At 67.7% G+C, this 17,626-nt stretch carries 14 protein-coding genes; 8 read left to right on the top strand and 6 right to left on the bottom strand.

The genetic code is table 11. From position 1 onward, the window contains the following. The first annotated feature begins 22 nt into the window (after nucleotides 1-22). Together D7V77_RS10815 and D7V77_RS10810 are read left to right on the top strand one after the other, a co-directional pair. Nucleotides 23-3,208, top strand: coding sequence for an efflux RND transporter permease subunit (locus D7V77_RS10815; RefSeq protein WP_120576186.1), 3,186 nt, complete (start codon nucleotides 23-25; stop codon nucleotides 3,206-3,208). A 72-nt stretch (nucleotides 3,209-3,280) separates the two neighbouring features. Continuing rightward, the gene (locus tag D7V77_RS10810) at nucleotides 3,281-5,218 is read left to right on the top strand and encodes a 4-alpha-glucanotransferase (protein WP_199733764.1); all 1,938 of its coding nucleotides are present in this window, start codon (nucleotides 3,281-3,283) and stop codon (nucleotides 5,216-5,218) included. A 56-nt stretch (nucleotides 5,219-5,274) separates the two neighbouring features. Here D7V77_RS10810 and D7V77_RS10805 read toward each other — a convergent pair whose 3' ends face one another. Beyond that, nucleotides 5,275-6,390: a putative glycolipid-binding domain-containing protein gene (locus D7V77_RS10805; protein WP_120576185.1), complete on the bottom strand. Its 1,116-nt coding sequence runs from the start codon at nucleotides 6,388-6,390 to the stop codon at nucleotides 5,275-5,277. A 48-nt stretch (nucleotides 6,391-6,438) separates the two neighbouring features. Here D7V77_RS10805 and D7V77_RS10800 point away from each other — a divergent pair, with 48 nt between their 5' ends. Then, on the top strand, nucleotides 6,439-7,314 hold the full coding sequence (locus D7V77_RS10800; RefSeq protein ID WP_158624376.1) for an AraC family transcriptional regulator: 876 nt from the start codon (nucleotides 6,439-6,441) through the stop codon (nucleotides 7,312-7,314). 126 nt (nucleotides 7,315-7,440) lie between these two features. Beyond that, entirely contained in the window at nucleotides 7,441-7,848 is a 408-nt protein-coding gene (locus tag D7V77_RS10795) for a hypothetical protein (protein WP_120576184.1), read from the top strand. Between the two features lie 15 nt (nucleotides 7,849-7,863). Here D7V77_RS10795 and D7V77_RS10790 read toward each other — a convergent pair whose 3' ends face one another. Beyond that, nucleotides 7,864-8,547 carry a hypothetical protein gene (locus D7V77_RS10790; RefSeq protein WP_233596803.1) on the bottom strand — a complete coding sequence of 228 codons (684 nt, stop codon included), beginning with the start codon at nucleotides 8,545-8,547 and terminating at the stop codon, nucleotides 7,864-7,866. Nucleotides 8,548-8,709: 162 nt separating this feature from the next. Here D7V77_RS10790 and D7V77_RS10785 point away from each other — a divergent pair, with 162 nt between their 5' ends. From D7V77_RS10785 to D7V77_RS10770, 4 genes are all read left to right on the top strand, one after another. Next, nucleotides 8,710-10,005 (top strand): pyridoxal phosphate-dependent aminotransferase, encoded by a 1,296-nt coding sequence (locus tag D7V77_RS10785; protein WP_120576182.1) that lies wholly within the window; start codon nucleotides 8,710-8,712, stop codon nucleotides 10,003-10,005. A 68-nt stretch (nucleotides 10,006-10,073) separates the two neighbouring features. Beyond that, nucleotides 10,074-11,360, top strand: a complete 1,287-nt coding sequence (locus D7V77_RS10780; RefSeq protein WP_120576181.1) for an NTP/NDP exchange transporter — start codon at nucleotides 10,074-10,076, stop codon at nucleotides 11,358-11,360. Then, the gene (locus D7V77_RS10775; RefSeq protein WP_120576180.1) at nucleotides 11,357-12,523 is read left to right on the top strand and encodes an NAD-dependent epimerase/dehydratase family protein; all 1,167 of its coding nucleotides are present in this window, start codon (nucleotides 11,357-11,359) and stop codon (nucleotides 12,521-12,523) included. Before D7V77_RS10780 ends, D7V77_RS10775 begins: the two co-directional genes overlap by 4 nt. Nucleotides 12,524-12,677: 154 nt before the next feature. Further along, nucleotides 12,678-14,012: an NAD(P)/FAD-dependent oxidoreductase gene (locus D7V77_RS10770; RefSeq protein ID WP_120576179.1), complete on the top strand. Its 1,335-nt coding sequence runs from the start codon at nucleotides 12,678-12,680 to the stop codon at nucleotides 14,010-14,012. A 44-nt stretch (nucleotides 14,013-14,056) separates the two neighbouring features. On the opposite strand, the gene D7V77_RS43235 is transcribed toward D7V77_RS10770, so the two are convergent. The 4 genes from D7V77_RS43235 to D7V77_RS10755 all read right to left on the bottom strand — a co-directional run bounded on the left by D7V77_RS43235 (nucleotide 14,057) and on the right by D7V77_RS10755 (nucleotide 17,286). After that, a complete protein-coding gene (locus D7V77_RS43235) occupies nucleotides 14,057-14,815 on the bottom strand; it encodes a GIY-YIG nuclease family protein (RefSeq protein ID WP_147452037.1) in 759 nt (252 codons plus the stop codon). 28 nt (nucleotides 14,816-14,843) lie between these two features. Beyond that, nucleotides 14,844-15,491 carry an Eco29kI family restriction endonuclease gene (locus D7V77_RS10765; protein ID WP_158624375.1) on the bottom strand — a complete coding sequence of 216 codons (648 nt, stop codon included), beginning with the start codon at nucleotides 15,489-15,491 and terminating at the stop codon, nucleotides 14,844-14,846. Then, the gene (locus D7V77_RS10760; RefSeq protein ID WP_120576178.1) at nucleotides 15,481-16,650 is read right to left on the bottom strand and encodes a DNA cytosine methyltransferase; all 1,170 of its coding nucleotides are present in this window, start codon (nucleotides 16,648-16,650) and stop codon (nucleotides 15,481-15,483) included. The genes D7V77_RS10765 and D7V77_RS10760 overlap by 11 nt, the downstream gene beginning before the upstream one ends. A 159-nt stretch (nucleotides 16,651-16,809) precedes the next feature. Beyond that, entirely contained in the window at nucleotides 16,810-17,286 is a 477-nt protein-coding gene (locus D7V77_RS10755; RefSeq protein WP_120576177.1) for a very short patch repair endonuclease, read from the bottom strand. Nucleotides 17,287-17,626: the final 340 nt, after the last annotated feature.

The following is a 17,626-nucleotide window of genomic DNA, read 5'->3' as shown; positions in this document are numbered from 1 at the left end:
TGAAGCACCGCAGGAGTCGTCCGTGTTCATCTCCGACTTCGCCATCAAGCGCCCCATCGTCACCATCACGGCGATGGTGGTGCTCGTCGTGTTCGGCATCGTGGCGCTCTTCAACCTGGAGACGGACGAGTTCCCGGACGTTCAGCAGCCGGTCATCAACGTCACCATCGCGTACCCAGGGGCCTCACCCGACACGGTGGAACGCGAGATTGTCGAGCCCATCGAGGACGCCATCTTCGCCATCTCCGGCGTGGACGGGAAGAAGACCACGTCCAGCTCCACGGACAGCCTGGCGAACTTCACGGTCTTCTTCGACTTCGAGAAGGACATCCAGGAGGCGTCCCAGGACATCCGCGACGCCATCTCCAGCAAGCGCGCGGACCTGCCGCAGGAGATGGAGGAGCCCATCCTCACGCGCTTCGACCCGGCGGACCAACCCATCGTGTCGCTGGTGCTGACGTCGGACGCGCTGGACGTGCCCGCGCTGTCGCTCATCGCGGATCCGCTGGTGGTGGGGGATTTGCGCTCGGTGCCGGGCGTGGCGCAGGCCACGGTGGTGGGCGGCGTGGACCGGGAGATGACGGTGCAGGTGCGGCCCGCGGCGCTCCAGGCGGCGGGCCTGTCGGTGGCGCAGGTGGTGGCGGCGCTCCAGGCGCAGAACCTGGCGGCGCCGGTGGGCCGGCTCAACACCGAATTGCAGGAGCGCACCATCCGGCTCAAGGGCCGCCTGGAGACGCCGGAGGACTTCGCGCAGGTGCCCATCGCGGAGCGCAACGGGCGCACGCTGCGGCTGGGCGAAGTGGCGGACGTGTTCGCCGGCACCGAGGAGCCGCGCACCCTGTCGCTCTACAACGGCGCGCAGGCGGTGGGCATCGAGGTCATCAAGTCCAAGGGCCACAGCACCACGGAGGTCGCGGACGGCGTGCGCGAGCGGGTGAAGATGCTCCAGCAGCGGCTGCCCGCCAACGCGAAGCTGGAAATCGTCCGCGACGCGGGCACGCGCGTGGAGAACTCCGTCATCAACGTGCAGCAGGCGCTGATTGAAGGCGCGCTGCTCACGGTGCTGGTGGTGTTCCTGTTCCTCAACTCATGGCGCTCCACGGTGATTACGGGCCTGGCGCTGCCCGTGTCCGTGCTGGCGTCGTTCGTGAGCGTGTGGGCGTTCGGCTTCACGCTCAACACGATGTCGCTGCTGGGCCTGACGCTGGCCATCGGCATCCTCATCGACGACGCCATCGTGGTGCGCGAGAACATCGTGCGGCACGTGGAGATGGGGAAGGACCACTACACGGCGTCGCGCGAGGGCACGAACGAGATTGGCCTCGCGGTGGCGGCGACGACGTTCTCCATCGTGGCGGTGTTCGTCCCGGTGGCGTTCATGTACGGCGTGGCGGGTCAGTGGTTCAAGCCGTTCGCGCTCACCATCGCGTGCTCGGTGCTGGTGTCGCTGTTCGTGAGCTTCTCGCTGGACCCCATGCTCAGCGCGTACTGGCCGGACCCGCAGGTGGAGAAGGGCGAGCGGCGCAACTTCATCTCGCGCGGGCTGGAGCGCTTCAATCACTGGTTCGACCGGCAGGCGGACCGCTACAAGGGCGTCATCGCGTGGGCGCTGGACCACCGGCTCGCGATGGTGTTGCTGGCGGTGGGTTCGCTGGTGGGCGCGGTGGCGCTGCAAGGCGTCTTCGGCGGCGCGGGCTTCGTGCCGGTGAGCGACCGCGCGGAGATTGAGATGCTGGTGGAGACGCCCGCAGGCTCCAGCCTGGACTACACGCGGCGCAAGGTGGAGGAGGTATCCCGCCTCACGCGCCAGCATCCGGAGGTCGCGTACACGTACACGACCATCGGTGTGCCGTTGCCGCTGCGCTCGCCGGGTGTGGACCAGGCGCTGGTGTACGTGCGGCTCAAGCCGAAGACGGAGCGCAAGGCGAGCCAGGAGGTGCTGGGCAAGACGCTGCGTCAGGAGTTGCTCGCGGTGGGCGGCGCGAACGTGTCGGTGTTCACCAGCGGCTTTGGCGGGGCCATCAAGTCCATCCAGCTGGAGCTGCGTGGGCCAGAGTCCAAGGGGCTCAACCAGCTGGCGCAGCAGGTGATGAAGGAGGTGAAGCAGGTGCCGGGCGCGGTGGACGTGGGGCTGTCCACTCGCGGCGAGAAGCCGGAGCTGGAGGTGGAGCTGAACCGCGGTGTCGCGGGCCAGCTCAACGTGACGGTGGGCCAGGTGGCGCAGTCGCTGCGGCCGGCCTTCGCGGGCCTGGACTCCGGCGACTGGGTGGACCCCATTGGCGAGACGCGCGACGTGATGGTGCGCCTGGCGCCCCAGTTCCGGGAGAACCCATCGCAGCTGTCGCAGCTGCCACTGGTGGTGGGCACCAGCGCCACGGGCGCGCCGGTGGTGGTTCCACTGGGACAGGTGGCGTCGGTGAAGCAGACGGTGGGCCCGGCGCAGATTGACCACCTGAACCGCGAGAAGGTCATCAACGTGCAAGCGAACGTGGCGGGACGGTCGCTGTCGGAGGTGATGAACGGCATCCAGACGCGGCTCGAGGCGGTGAAGGTACCGCCGGGCTACGAGGTGTCCACGGGCGGCGAGTCCGCGGATCAACAGGAGGTGTTCGGCCGGGTGTTCCTGGCGCTAGGCGTGGCGGTGATGCTGATGTACCTCATCCTCGTCATCCAGTTCGGCTCGTTCATCGATCCGCTGGCCATCCTGGTGTCGCTGCCGCTGTCGTTGATTGGCGTGGTGCTGGCGCTGGTGGTGACGGGGGACACGCTGAACATCATGAGCCTCATCGGCGTCATCCTGCTGATGGGCATCGTCGCGAAGAACGCCATCCTGCTCATCGACTTCGCCAAGTGGCAGCACGAGAAGGGCATGCCCTTGCGCGAGGCGCTGATCGAAGCAGGGCGCATCCGCTTGCGGCCCATCATCATGACGACCTTCGCGCTCATCGCGGGCATGGTGCCGGTGGCGCTGGGACATGGTGAGGGTGGCGACTTCCGGGCGCCGCTGGGCCGCGCGGTGATTGGCGGCGTCATCACGTCCACGCTGCTCACGCTGCTGGTGATTCCGACGGTGTATGAAATCCTGACGGACGGTCGCGCGTGGATGACGGGGAAGCTGCGCCGGGTGTTCAAGGCGAGGGGCCAGGCCCACGGGCCAGCGCACGGTGGCGGCGAGCCCCGGCCCCACCCGCAGGCCCGGCAGGAGTGACGCGGAGAAGATGCTCGTGTCACCCTCAAGGAACGGTTGGCGCATCGCGCGGAGGGCCATAGGGTCGGGAGTGTGGAGCTCCTGTCCCCGCTGCCCGATTCGCACCGCTCGCTCGTCACCGAAGCCCTGGAGGCACTGGGCGTCACCCGCTGGGTCCTGAGCATCCATGACCCCAGCTTCCCCGGCCTCCCCGGAGAGGACCTGGGGCGCGGCTCTCCGTACTCCGAGGGCGCCGCGCGCTTCCTCGCCTTTGCTCGGGACCTGGGCTTCACCGGCATCCAGCTGGGGCCGCAGGGACAGACCACCGCGTACAACCCGTCGCCGTATGACGGCACGTTGTTCTCGCGCAACACACTGAACGTGGCGCTCGCTCCGCTCACGGATCCGCATGGACCCTGGGGCGCACTGCTGTCCGCGGACACCCTGGCGCGGCTCGTCTCCGAAGTACCCGAGGACGTGGGTCCGGAGGCCCGGTACTCCTCCGCGTGCCGGGGCCAGGCGCTGGCGCTCCAGGAGGCGTGGGACACCTTCCGGCGCACCCGGGAGCCAGGGCTGGTTCGTCGCTTCGCGGACTTCCGCCTGGAGCAGCGGGAGTGGCTGGAGCGGGATGCGCTCTTCGACGTGCTCGCCGCTCGGCATCACACGCCGGATGACTGGCGCGGTTGGGCGGATTCGTTGGATGGGCGCCTGTTCGCGCCGCGTGCTGGCGAAGAGACGCAGGCGGAGGCGCGCATCCGGGAGTTGCTCACCGTCGAAGCCGATGCGGTGGAGCAGTACGCCTTCCGCCAGTTCCTCGTGTACGAGCAGCATGGGCTGCTGCGGGTGCGCGCGGGGGCCTGGGGACTCAAGCTGTATGGGGACCTCCAGATTGGTTTCTCGCCTCGGGACACGTGGGCGCGGCAGGGGCTGTTCCTGGGCGCGTACCTCATGGGGGCTCCGCCCAGCCGCACCAATCCGGAGGGCCAGCCGTGGAACTACCCGGTGCTGGATCCGGAGCAGTACATCGCTCCGGACGGTTCGGGCCCTGGGCAGGTGCTGCGCTACATGGACGCGCGGCTGGGCAAGATGCTCTCCGAGTACGACGGGCTGCGCATCGACCACCCGCACGGGCTCGTGTGCCCTTGGGTGTACCGCGCGGGCTCGGCGGATCCGCTGCGCGCGGTGCAGGGTGGGGCGCGGCTGTTCTCGTCGCCGGACCTGCCGGACCACCCGGCGCTGGCGCGGTACTCCATCGTGGCTTCGGCGCAGCTGGACCGCTCGGTGCCGCGTTACGCGGATGGGTGGGTGAAGGGGCTCACGGAGGAGCAGGTGGCTCGGTACGCCATCCTCTTCGACTCCGTGGTGCGCACGGCGCGGGCGCATGGCCGGGCCCGAGAGGACGTGCTGTGCGAGGTGCTGAGCACGCTGCCGTATGAGCTGTCACGGGTGATGGCCCGCGATGGTCTGGGCCGCTTCCGCGTCACGCAGAAGGCGGACCTGAACAACCCGGCGGACGTGTACCGCAGCGAGAACGTGGCCCCCGAGGACTGGGTGATGGTGGGCAACCACGACACGAAGTCACTCTGGCGGCTGGTCTCCGAATGGCAGTGGAAGCACGCGCTGCGCGCCCAGGCGGACTACCTCGCGGAACGGCTGCATCCCGATGCGGAGGGGCGTGAGGCCTTCGCGCGTCAGCTGGCGGAGGACCCGGGGCTGCTCGCGCAGGCGAAGTTCGCGGACCTGTTCGCCAGCCGTGCGCGCAGCGTGATGGTGTTCTTCGCGGACCTGCTGGGCATGCCGGATACGTACAACGCGCCGGGTTCCGTGGACGCGCGCAACTGGTCGCTGCGCATCCCGGCGGACTGGGCCGAGCACTACCAGCAGCGGCTGCGCGTGGGGGCCGCGCTCAACTTGCCTCAGGTGCTCGCCATGGCGCTGCGCGCGGGCGGATCCGAAGCCCGAGCCCGTCACGCGGAGTTGCTGACCCGGCTGGACGCCGCTGCTGCCCGACTGCGAAGCGGCGTGCGGTGAGTCGCACCCCGACGGGGACGCGCGGCTCGAACCTGTCCGACAGTCGGACAGGTTTTTCAGGTGATGCGCCGCATGTCGAAGCGTGACTGGAGCTTCCACTGCCCGTCGGCTTCCTGGATCTCCCCGCGCCAAGTGAAGCGGTCCGGGCCGATGTCGGAGAAGCTCCAGCGGATGGGCTTCCCGTGGTGCTCGCCCAGCAGGACGAGCCGGTCCCCATCCCGTCCTCCAGACAACCGGTTGATGGCGCCACCCGTGGGACTGATCCAGGTGATCTGCCACTTGCCTCCAGCCTGGTCGAACGTGCGCACCGTGGTGCCGTAGCGCTTGTTCGCACCGGGACCTGACTGCGCGGGGGCGTGCCGCGACGGCACGATGAACACGTCCTGCAGGGCCCGTCCCTCCAGCACCCAGTGGAACCACCACTCGCCCTGGCTCTGGCGGACGCTCCCGTCCGGGTCATGGTCCTGGATGGTCCCGGCCCAGCCTCCCGCCAACCAGCCGAAGGTGGCCGCCGCGTCCCCCAGCTCGCTCGAAGGGCCTGGACTCACCAGTGCCTCCACGAACGCCTGCGCCGGGGACACGGGGGCGGCGGGCCCTTCCGCGAGCCTGCGCCAGATGCCGGCGTATTCGATGGGCAGCCCGTCCGTGTCCACGTCCAGCATGGCGTTGAAGCCGCTCTCCAGACTCTCGTAGCGGTAGCGCGTGGGGCCCGCGCGTGTGTAGCCCTGCCGCGCGGGTACGACCTCCAGCGAGGGAAACCGCACCCACGCCGCGCGGATCTCCGCGCTGGTGCCTTCGCCCAGCCGCAGCCGGTTGATGGGCAGCGCATTGGTGGAGGGGCTCAGGCCCAGGTCCACATCGGTGCAGCCCTTCAGCGCCTCCGCGACCCGGCCGTCCTTCCGCCAGTGGCCCTCTCCGTCATGCTCCAACGTGAGCGTCCGGTGCTCGCCGCGCCACGATTGCGTCACGCTCACCCGGCGCGTGCGCCACGCACTGTCACAGACGACCGAATACTCCGCCCTCAGCGGTGACCCCTGCTCCGCGACGAGGATCAAGCCGGAGAGCTCCGTGCCCTCCTTCCCGCGCCTCACGCGGGCATGCTCGAATCCCAGGTCATCCATCACGCGCCGCCAGATGAGCTCCCGCGTGACTGCCGTTGCCTCCATCGCCATGATTCGGTCACCCCGTTGGATATGCGGGGCAGGATGGAAGGACGGACCTTGGCCGACTTGGGGAAAGTGGACCTGACCACGGTGCGCCGGCTGGCCTCCGGGGACGGATGGCGCGTGAGCGAGATCGTCTGTCGCTCCGGTCCCAGGGACCCTGTCTTCGAGGAACAGCACACCTGGGTGTCCGTCTCCGCCGTCCTGTCGGGGAGCTTCACCTACCGCTCCCGGAATGGACGCGTGCTGCTGACGCCCGGCTCACTGCTGCTCGGGGAACAGCACACGTCCTTCTGCTGCGGCCACGAGCACGGCGTGGGTGACCGCTGCATCGCGTTCCACTTCAAACCCGAGCTCATGGAAGAGGTGGCCAGGGACCTGTCGGGCGTGACGCGCACGGACTTTCCCAAGCACCGGCTGCCTCCCCTCCAACGGCTCGCACCGCTCATCGCGGACGTCCAGGCGCTGGCCGAGCAGCCGGGCTCGCGCGGCGCGGAGGAAATGGCGCTGCGGATGGCGGGCGCGGCGCTGAGCGGCATCCACGAGGGCTCCGCCCGCCCCATCACCGCCACCGAGGAGCGCCGCATGGCGGAGGCGCTCCGGTTGATGGAGGCCCGGCTCGTGGAGCCCCTCTCCCTGGGCGTGCTCGCGCAAGAGCTGGGCATGGGCCGCCACCCCTTCCTGCGCACCTTCCGCAAGGTGGTGGGAGAGAGCCCCTACAGCTACATCCTCGGCCGTCGCCTGACACTCGCCGCTGAACGCTTGCGGACGGACCGTGAGCGCATCGCGGACGTCGCCTTCGCGTGTGGCTTTGGCGACCTGTCTGAATTTATCCGCCGCTTCCGTACCCGCTTCGGCGTCACGCCTTCCTCCTACCGCGCCCGTGCTCGACCCGGGTCAGCAAGGACAGACGTCGCGCACGACCCGACTTGAGCGGTCGCTGTCACCCTCAGCAGGCTTCACTTCACACAGAGCGGGACTCCGCACTCTCCTTGGAAATCATCGTTCTCGATGCTATCGGGTCTGCGCAATTCTTCATCCGTGTGAGGCAGGGACCGCGTGGCGAATCATCGTGAGTGGGAGTTCGGGGCGCATCGCGCGTACTTCGAGGCGCCGGACCTGTTGGTGATGAAGTTCAACGGGCCCTCGAAGATGGAGGACTCGAAGAAGGTGCTGGAAATCTGTCAGGAGGTTTCGAAGAACGGACCGGTGTTCGTCATCTCCGACGTGTCCAACTCCAGCATCGAGAAGGACTCGCGCGAGCTGCTGGTCGCGCAGGCGAAGGCCGAGTGGTTCCGTGGCCACGTCTACCTGGGCACGGGCCCGCTCCAGCGCGCGGGCGCGAAGGCGCTGATGCTCGCCCTGTACTTCACCGGCAAGTGGACGGTGGACGTGGACTTCGCCGACTCGGAGAAGGACGCGCGCGACCTCATCGCGAAGAAGCGCGCCCAGCCGCCCAAGAAGTAGCCGCCTCCCGTCGCCTCAGTGCTGGACGTCCAGCACGAGGCGCGTGGGGTCCTTCAGCTCCAGCACGCGGAACGGGGCGCGGCGCGCGGTGCCCAGCACCCACGTCACCTCGCCCTCGAAGTCGCACACGCGCTCCAGGCCCAGCAGGGTCGGCAGCGCGGGCTTGAGCGAGCGCTGCGCCACCGTGGCCTGCCCCTGGTCGTCGTGCGCCCGCGCCAGCGTGAAGCGCACCTCCAGCGCGGCCTGTCCCGGCGTCTTCACGTCGTCGCCGGAGCCGCACTGCTGCACCGGCGTCTTCACGTACCCCAGCTGGTAGCCCGGCAGGCGCGGCCCGTCGAACTCGAACACCGTGCGGTCGTAGTCCGCGTGCGTCCCCGTGCGCACCGAGCGCAGCGTGATGGACGGGGGCTCGCCGCGCGGCCTCTCCACCGTCGCCGTCGTCCACGCCGCGTCCGCCGCGCTCCCGGAGTCCGGCGCTGCCTCCGCCGTGGACGCCGGCTTGCCCGCGTCTTCCTTCACGTCCAGCACCTGGTGCACCACCGGGGCGGTGGCGGCCGGGCCCTCGCGCGGCAGGGTGTTGGCGGGCGGATTCGCGGCCGGTACGTCCATGGGGACGGTCTGGGGCTCCTGCTTCTGGCAGCCCTGGCCCAGCAGTCCCACCGCCACTCCCAGCACGTACATTCCCAGTCGCAGACGCATCCGATTCCTCCCGTCAAACCCCGTCAGCCGGGGACTTCCCGAGTCCTCGCACACCGCGTGCCCCAGGACCATGGAAGATGCGCCTTCCCGGCGCCGTTGCGTATAGGGTCCGCCGGGCCGCGTCCCCCCGGCCCCCCTTCGTGCACTGGAGAGATCCGCACCATGGCCATTGACCTGACCTCCCTCCCGCGTCCCTCTCGCGATGACACCACCGTGAGCACCATGGTGCGTGGGCTCGTGGGCAGTGAAATCCTCCGCATCGCCGCGGAGATTCGCGAGCTCGTGGCCAAGGGCAACAAGGTGTGCAACCTCACCGTGGGGGACTTCAACCCGAAGGAGTTCCCCATCCCGGACGGCCTGCGCGACCAGATTGGCGCCGCGCTCCAGGGCGGTGAGACGAACTACCCGCCGTCCGACGGTGTGCTGGAGCTGCGCCAGGCCGTGCAGCGCTTCTACGAGCGCTCCCTGGGTCTGAAGTACCCGCTGGAGGGCATCACTATCGCGGGCGGCGCGCGGCCCGTCATCTACGCCATCTTCCGCGCGGTGCTCGACCCGGGCGACGTCGTCGTCTACCCGGTGCCGTCGTGGAACAACAACCACTACGCCCACATGCTGGGCGCGAAGAGCGTGGTGGTGACCACCGAGGCATCGGCGGGCTTCATGCCCACGCTGGCGCAGCTGGAGCCGCACCTGTCGTCCGCGCGCCTGCTCTGCCTGTGCAGCCCGCTCAACCCCACCGGCACCATGCTGGACCCGGAGGCCCTGCGCGCCATCTGCCAGCGCATCGTCGAGGAGAACCGCGCGCGCGAGGGCCGCGGCCAGAAGCCTCTCATCCTGATGTACGACCACATCTACTGGGTGCTGAACTTCGGCAAGAAGCACGTCACGCCCGTGGAGCTGGTGCCGGAGATGGCGCCGTACACCGTGTTCGTGGACGGCATCAGCAAGGCCTTCGCCGCCACCGGCGTGCGCGTGGGCTGGGGCGTGGGCGCGCCCACCATCATCTCCCGCATGCGCGACGTGCTGGGCCACGTGGGCGCCTGGGCCCCCAAGGCCGAACAGGTCGCCACCGCGCGCTACCTGGACGACGTCCCCGCCACCGAGTCCTTCCTGACGACGATGCGTCAGCGCGTCGACCAGCGCCTGGAGGCCCTCTACAAGGGCTTTCAGCGCATGAAGGACGCGGGCCTGCCGGTGGACGCCATCGCGCCGCAGGGCGCCATCTACCTCACCGTGCGCTTCGACGTGGTGGGCAAGGACGGCCTCGCCACCAACGACGCCATCCGCAAGCGCCTGCTGGAGAAGGCCCGCTTCGCCGTGGTGCCCTTCCAGGCGTTCGGCCTGGCGGAGGACACCGGCTGGTTCCGCCTCTCCGTGGGCGCCACCTCCGTCGCCGAAATCGAGGAGGCGATGCCTCGCGTGGAGGCCACCGTGCGTGAAATCCTCACGGCCCGGTAGCCACTTTCCTCCACAGGCTGGCAGACAGGGAATAGCCTGCCAGCCGTGGCGTTGAGGGCGCCGCCATCATGCTCAAGCGCTTCGTGGACGTCCGTGACGAGGAGGTAGGCGCGGTCCTCGGGGCGTTCGTCTACTTCTTCACGCTGATGTGCGGCTACGCCATCCTGCGGCCCATCCGCAACGAGATGGGCACCGCCGGGGACGTGAAGCACCTGCCCTGGCTCTTCACCGTCACCTTCGTCGTGATGCTGCTGGCGGTGCCGGCCTTCTCCGCGCTGGTGGCTCGCTACCCCCGGCGGGTGGTGGTGCCGCGCGTCTACCGCTTCTTCCTCCTCAACCTGCTGGTCTTCTTCGCGCTGCTCAAATGGGGCGTGGCGAAGGAGTCCGTGGCGCGCGCCTTCTATGTCTGGCTGAGCGTCTACAACCTGTTCGTCGTCTCCATCTTCTGGAGCTTCATGGCGGACGTGTTCGCCAGCGACCAGGGCAAGCGGCTCTTCGGCTTCATCGCCGCGGGTGGCACCACGGGGATGATTGTCGGCCCGTTCCTGGTGGGCAGACTTGCGGAGCCGGTGGGGCCGGTGAACCTCATCCTCGTGTCCGCGGTGATGCTGGAGGTGAGCGCGCAGTGCGTGCGCCGCCTGGGCCACTGGGCCAGGGACGTGCAGCACCAGCCCGCCACGCGCGAGGGGCCGGTGGGCGGCGGGATGCTCGCGGGCTTGAGGCTCCTGGTGACGTCGCCGTTCCTGCTCGCGCTGGGGATGCAGGTGCTGCTGTACGCGGCGACCTCCACGTTCCTGTACTACCAGGAGGTGCAGTTGGTCGCGTCCCTGGCGAAGGACGCGGCGTCGCGCACGGCGGCGTTCGCGGACATCGACTTCTGGGTGCAGGTGCTGACGCTGGCCATCCAGACGCTCGTCACCGGGCGGGTCATCTCGCGTCTGGGATTGGGCGTGGCCATGGCGGTGGCGCCGGTGCTCACGCTGGTGGGCTTTGGGGTGCTCGCGTTCGCGCCGGTGCTGACGGTGCTCATCGCCGTGAAGTCGCTGCGGGGCGCGAGTCATTACGCGCTGGAGCGTCCGTCGCGCGAAATCCTGTTCACCACGGTGGACCGCGAGGCCCGCTACAAGTCCAAGAGCTTCATCGACACGGTGGTGTACCGCGGCAGTGACACGCTGAGCGCGTGGCTGCAGGGCGGGCTCACCGCGTTGGGCCTGGGCATGACGGGCCTGTCGCTGGCGGCCGTGCCCGTGGCCGCGCTGTGGCTCGCGGTGGCCCTGTACCTGGCGCGTCAGCAGCGCACGCGCGCCGCTGAAACCCTTCCGCAGACAAGCCTTCCTGGAGGAACCACGGCATGAAGCTGACCCGAAGAGGCGTGATTCAAGCAGCGGCCGCGCTGGGCGCGGTCCAGGTGTTGGGCTGTGCGTCGTCCCCCAAGGCGGGCCCAGGCTCGGCGTCTGATGACAAGGACACCGCCCCGGGCAAGCCCCTGAACATCCTCATCCTGGGCGGCACCCGGTTCCTGGGCCCCGCGCTGGTGCAGGTGGCGCAGGCGCGCGGCCACACGCTCACGCTCTTCAACCGTGGCAAGACCAACCCGGGCCTGTTCCCGGACGTGGAGAAGCTCCAGGGCGACCGAGACCCCAACAAGGGCGAGGGCCTGAAGGCGCTGGCGGGCCGCAAGTGGGACGCGGTCATCGACACGTCCGGCTACGTGCCGCGCCTCGTGAAGGCGTCCGCGGAGCTGCTCGCGCCCAACGTGGAGCAGTACGTCTTCATCTCCAGCGTCTCCGTCTACAAGGAGATGACGAAGAAGGACCTCAACGAGTCCGACGCCGTGGCCACCCTCGCGGACGAGACCACGGAGGAGGTGGGCGAGGAGAGCTACGGCCCGCTCAAGGCGCTCTGCGAGAAGGCCGCGGAGACGGCGCTGCCCGGCCGCACGCTCAACATCCGCCCCGGCCTCATCGTGGGGCCGGATGACGGCTCCGACCGCTTCACCTACTGGCCGCTGCGCGTGGCGAAGGGCGGCGAGGTGCTGGCCCCCGGCGACGGCGAGGACCCGGTACAGGTCATCGACGCGCGCGACCTGGCCGCGTTCATCATCCGGAACGTGGAGCGCCGCAGCATGGGCATCTTCAACGTCACCGGCCCGGTCCAGCCCATGAAGATGAAGGGCATGCTGGAGACCCTGCGCGAGGCGACCGGGAGCGACGCGCGCTTCACCTGGGTGGACAGCGCGTTCCTGGAACAGCACAAGGTGACGGCCTTCGGGGACATGCCCGCGTGGGTGCCGCGCACCGGGCCGGAGAGCGGCGTCGGCGCGGTGAGCATCGCCAAGGCCACGCAGGCGGGGCTCGTCACCCGGTCGCTCGCGGACACCGTGCGCGACACGCTGACCTGGTTCCACACGCTGCCGGCGGACCGTCAGGAGAAGCTGCGCGCGGGCCTGCCCGCCGAGCGTGAGAAGGAAGTGCTCTCCGCCTGGCACCAGTCGAAGGGCACCGCCAAGGCGGGCTGATCCACCGCGTCCGGATTCCAGGTGCCTGGCCGTGGAGCGGCCGGGCATCCGTTCCCGAGCCGCCAGGCAGCCAAGGCACAGCGGATGCTGGCCGGGCGCGTCATGCGTCCGCACCTTGTCCGCCATGGAACGCGTTCGGGACAGCAGGCATCACGTGGTCATCGTGGGGGCGGGCTTCGGCGGGCTTCAGGCCGCGAAGGCCCTGGGCAAGGCTCGCGACGTGCGGGTGACGGTGGTGGACCGCTACAACCACCACCTCTTCCAGCCGCTGCTGTACCAGGTGGCGACGGCGGTGCTGAACCCGTCGGACATCTCCGCGCCCATCCGCACCGTGCTGCACTCGCGCAACACGGAGGTGCTGCTGGCGGATGCGAAGTCGGTGGACACGCACCGCAAGGTGCTCGTCGTGGAGGGCGGGGAGATTCCCTACGACTCGCTGGTGCTGGCCACGGGCGCGTCTCACTCGTACTTCAAGCACCCGGAGTGGGCGGACGTGGCACCCGGCCTGAAGACGCTGGAGGACGCGGTGCGCATCCGCGAGCGCGTGCTGGCGGCCTTCGAGGCCGCGGAGCGCGAGTCCGACCCTGTCCGCCAGCGTCAGTGGATGACCTTCGTCATCATCGGCGCGGGGCCCACGGGCGTGGAGCTGGCGGGGGCGCTCTCGTACATGACGCGGCATGCGATGCCGAAGGACTTCCGGCGCATCGACACGCGCGAGGCGAGAGTGGTGTTGCTGGAGGGCCTGCCGCGCGTGCTGAACACCTATCCGGAGGAGCTGTCGGAGCGGGCGAAGCGCGACCTGGAGGAGCTGCACGTCGACGTGCGCACCGGGGCCATGGTGACGGACATCGACGCGGAGAGCGTCACGTTCGGGAACGAGCGCATCGCCACGCGCACGGTGTTGTGGGGGGCGGGCGTGGCGGCGTCGCCGCTGGTGCGCTCGCTGGAGGTGCCACTGGACCGCGCGGGGCGGGTGCAGGTGACGCCGCTGCTCACGGCGCCGGGCTTGAATGACGTGTATGTGATTGGCGACGTGGCGGCGGTGGAGCAACGCGGCAAGCCGGTGCCGGGCATCGCGCCGGCGGCGATGCAGATGGGGCGGCACGTGGCGAAGACCATCCGCTGCCGCCTGGCGAACAAGCCGCTGCGCGCGTTCCGCTACCACGACAAGGGCAGCTTCGCGGTGATTGGCCGCGGCTACGCGGTGGGGTTGCTCTTCGACAAGTGGCGCATGTCGGGGTTTCCCGCGTGGTGCGTCTGGGCGGGCGTGCACATCGCCTACCTCATCGGCTTCCGCAACCGCGCCTCCGTGATGCTGAACTGGGGCTACACCTTCTTCACCAAGGGCGGCCGGGACATGCGGCTCATCACCGGCAACGTGCTGAAGCGCATGCCCGCCCTGGCGGTGTCCCTCCAGGCGCCCGCCGTGTCTCCTGCGCCTCCCGCGCGTCCGGAGCTCCCGGCGTCGCGGCCCGCGCCGGTGCACTGAATTCAATGTCGACGGGGATGGCGCGTGATGATTTATGTCCTCGGTCAGAGTCGAACGCCGAAATTATAACTACGGTGTTCCTTGTAGAGGATCATATGGCTCTTGAACACGGTGGCCTGCCAACCAGGAAGGGCTTGAGCGATAAGCGAGAGCAATTCTCGCGCGGCCATGTTCGTCCTGGGCACGTTGAGCGTAACGCCAATGAAATCAGGGTGGCCTTTGACGTACGAGGATTCGGCTTCATAGCGAAGGAGATACGGCAAGCCCCGTTTCAGTGACACCAAGAGCTTAAGAACGGGCCAAGATCCTGCCTCTATCCAGGAGCAGGGGAATGCATCCTTGATTGGATAGATAGCGTCAAATCCGTCAGGTTGTTTGTTCGTGGTCTCGCGCTCGCGCCCAGGATCGTGGGGACCAAATCCATTCCCGTTCCAAGCTGACGCACGAACATCCTGGCTTTGGTAATAGTCGATCAGGGATGTTTCCGGTGCGAGGGCCGTCCAGTTGCGATGAATGTAGAGGCACTTGAATCCAACTTGGCTCGCGCTAATGTTCTGACGCCCATCTATCTTTGTCAGGTGGTCGAAGAGCCGAGTCGGCAGGCTGCCCGCCTTGCCGATGTATACAAGCTCATTGTTCAGGAAGAGCTGGTAAACGCCCTGATTTGGCTCCAGGGCTTTGATGGCTTCTTCAGTGAGAGGTCCTACCGACAGCTGCCCGAACTTCTCGATGAGTTGATCAGCGAGCGCTCGAACGATGTCGATCTCGAAGTGGGCGGCATTCACCGAAGCGATCTGCTGCATATGGATGGTTTGAGTCTCTCGGGAGACCCTACTCCTCGTCCTCGGTGAACAAGCCGGGGTCGCTTCGAAGCGCCGGCATCTTCGCTCCGGGACGATGACTCGTCAGGAACTCGCTCAAGCGTTTCTTCGCGTCGCTCTGCTTACGACTGGTGACAAGCCTCTCCGCCCAACCTCTGCCGGGATGAAGCGTGTCCCACCAACTGCGCTCTCCTTGATGACGTCCGGAGCCTGGGTCGTGGTTGCCAAAGCCCTCGATGCAGACGTTCCAAACGGGTTGGTAGTGCTCAATAAGAAAGCGCTCGGCCATGGTGATCCAAAGTGGCGTCACCACGAGGTATCTGGCCAGGAAGTCATTGGGGTCGAGGTTGTCTGCGGCCTTGATGGATTCGCGGTGTTGGCGGAGGCGAGAGTAAAGTGAGCGAGAGGCTCCGGTCTCTTTGGCTCCCTTTCGGGCTCCAGCAGGGACAGCCTTACCCACGTAGATGGGCCACTGCGCTTTCTTGGAGCTGATGGGGGCGTAGATGCCCAGCTTCCCCTTGTAGAAGAGGGCGTAGACCCCAGCTCCCTCGAAGGGTGTGTCCAGCTCCAGGGTGTATGGGCCCCGGTCCATCAGCTCGTCGACGCAGTTCTTCGTCAGGTTGGCGTAGTCGAGTGGATTGTACTCGTCAGTGCTCATCGCTGGCATTCAACTTCGCCGCCACGCTCTTGGCCACGACCGAAGCGAGGCTCACGGGAACGGCGTTGCCCAGTTGCCGCATTGCCTCCGACCAAGAACCTTCGAAGAGCCAAGTGTCGGGGAAGGTCTGGATGCGCGCCGCCTCCCGAACAGTGAGGTATCGGACCGAACCATCCGGATATGCGATCATGTTCTCGCCGCCGGGCACTCCGTGGACGCCCGCTTTCAACGTTTTCGAGGGCAGATCGATGGGGCTGCCCGTGTGCCCTGGATAGGTCCTCGCGCCAGGGTTGAGGCGGTGGTTGCTGACGTCCTTCGCGTCACGGCCAGCGATGGGGTCGGGAAGGCCCGCGATGGCATCTCGTACCGTGAGCCACGGCTTAGTCTTGAACGGCCCGCCCTGCTCCAGGTCACTCAGCTTCACTCCCAAGCTGACCGGTTCGTTCTTCGGCGCACGGATCCGATGGCGCTTCCAGTACTCCTTGGTGATGTACTGGTCCCACTTCAGCGCATCCAGGCTGTGCGTCGGTTCCGGAAAGTGCCACTCCAGGTCCGTGTCGGAACGGAAGCCCACGACGAAGACGCGCTCACGGGTCTGGGGAACGCCGTAATCGGCCGCGTTCAACAGCTCGGAGATCACGTTGTACTTCAAGCCCTGGTGTCGACCCTTCGTCCGCACCTCTTCCAAGCGGTTGCGATGGTCGGTCCACTCCTCGTCGCGCTTCTTGGTGATGGTCGGGTATTCAAGCTGGAGCTTGATGTACTCGAAGTAGTTGCTGAAGCTCTGCCGCAGCAGACCCTTCACGTTCTCCAGGATGAACGCACGCGGCTGCAACTCGCGCACGGCACGGACGAACTCAGGGAACATGTTGCGGCTGTCGTCCTGGGCGCGGTGCTTACCACCAAGGCTGAAGGGCTGACACGGCGGGCCACCCGCGACGAGGTCCACTTCGCCGAAGAGGTCGAAGGACATCATCCGCACGTCGGTCTGATGAACCCGCCAACCGCTGATCCCGGGCAAGGCGTTCGACTTCGCGTTGCGTCGCAGGGTGTCGCACGCGTCGTCGTTCCATTCCATCAGACCACGATGGTGGAAGCCTGCCAGGTGCGTTCCCAAAGCCAGGCCACCCGCGCCCGTGAACAGTTCAATCGAGTCCATGCGTGGGTCCATACAAGGTCGGGCTGACGAAGAAGCCCGCGATGCATGAGGCGTGGTACCGCGAAACCCCAGGTCACGCCATTAACTAGTGCGCTTCGCGCACTAGTGAGTGCACCCGTGTTCACGCCGTGATCCAGTTCGCGGGGCTACAGCTTGGGGTCACGCACCAGCCGCAGGGGCTTCGTCTCGATCCGGGTGAAGATGCTTCATGGTGGACCGGGACGGCCCCAGGAAGTCCATGATCCGTTCGGTCAGCTGCTCTGGCGAGCGGGTGAGCTCACACTCCCAGATTTCAAGGACCGACCATCCCAGGGCCTCAAGCTGCGCGCGCTTCGCCAGATCGCGTTCCCGGTTCGCTTCAAGCTTGGGGAGCCAGAAATCGAGGCGGGACTTGGGAAGGCGCGCGAGGGGGCAGTTGGGATCGGGATGCCGGTGCCAGAAGCAACCATGCACGAAGATGGCCTTGCGCCGACCAGGAAACGCGAGATCGGGCTTCCCTGGCACCTTGCCGTAGTGAAGTCGGTAACGGTGTCCTAACGCGGTGACGAGACGGCGGACAACGAGTTCAGGCTTCGTGTTCCGCCCCTTCACTCGCGACATGCGCTCGCTGCGCTCCTGAGGGGTCAGCGTATCCATGCCTTCTCCCAAGCCGTAGTCGAGGTGGGGCCCCGCCACTGCGTCCCGCCAGGAGCCCGGGGCCGCATGGGGCCACCGTTCCCATTCCGTCGAACGTACGTCTCGCGGTCCAAGGCGACAATCGACCCCAATGAATCCCTCACCGCGCCGGCCCACCCATCGGAGAACCTCATTCACGACGCTTTCCTTCGCTTGGTCTCCTGGGCGACGAGCGAGCGGGCCGAGTGATCGCGACAAGTAGGAGAGGCGTGGGCTCCGGGCCCCCTGGTGGGGAGGCGGGCGTGACGGAACGGGACAGGGGGCCCCTGGCCATGTCAGCCTGCCGCGATAGGGATGGGTT

The sequence above is a fragment of the Corallococcus sp. CA041A genome (genome assembly GCF_003612075.1).
Taxonomy (GTDB): Bacteria; Myxococcota; Myxococcia; order Myxococcales; family Myxococcaceae; genus Corallococcus; species Corallococcus exiguus.
The sequence above is the reverse complement of the archived record's forward strand: the minus strand, read 5'-3'. Positions and strand labels throughout refer to the sequence as shown.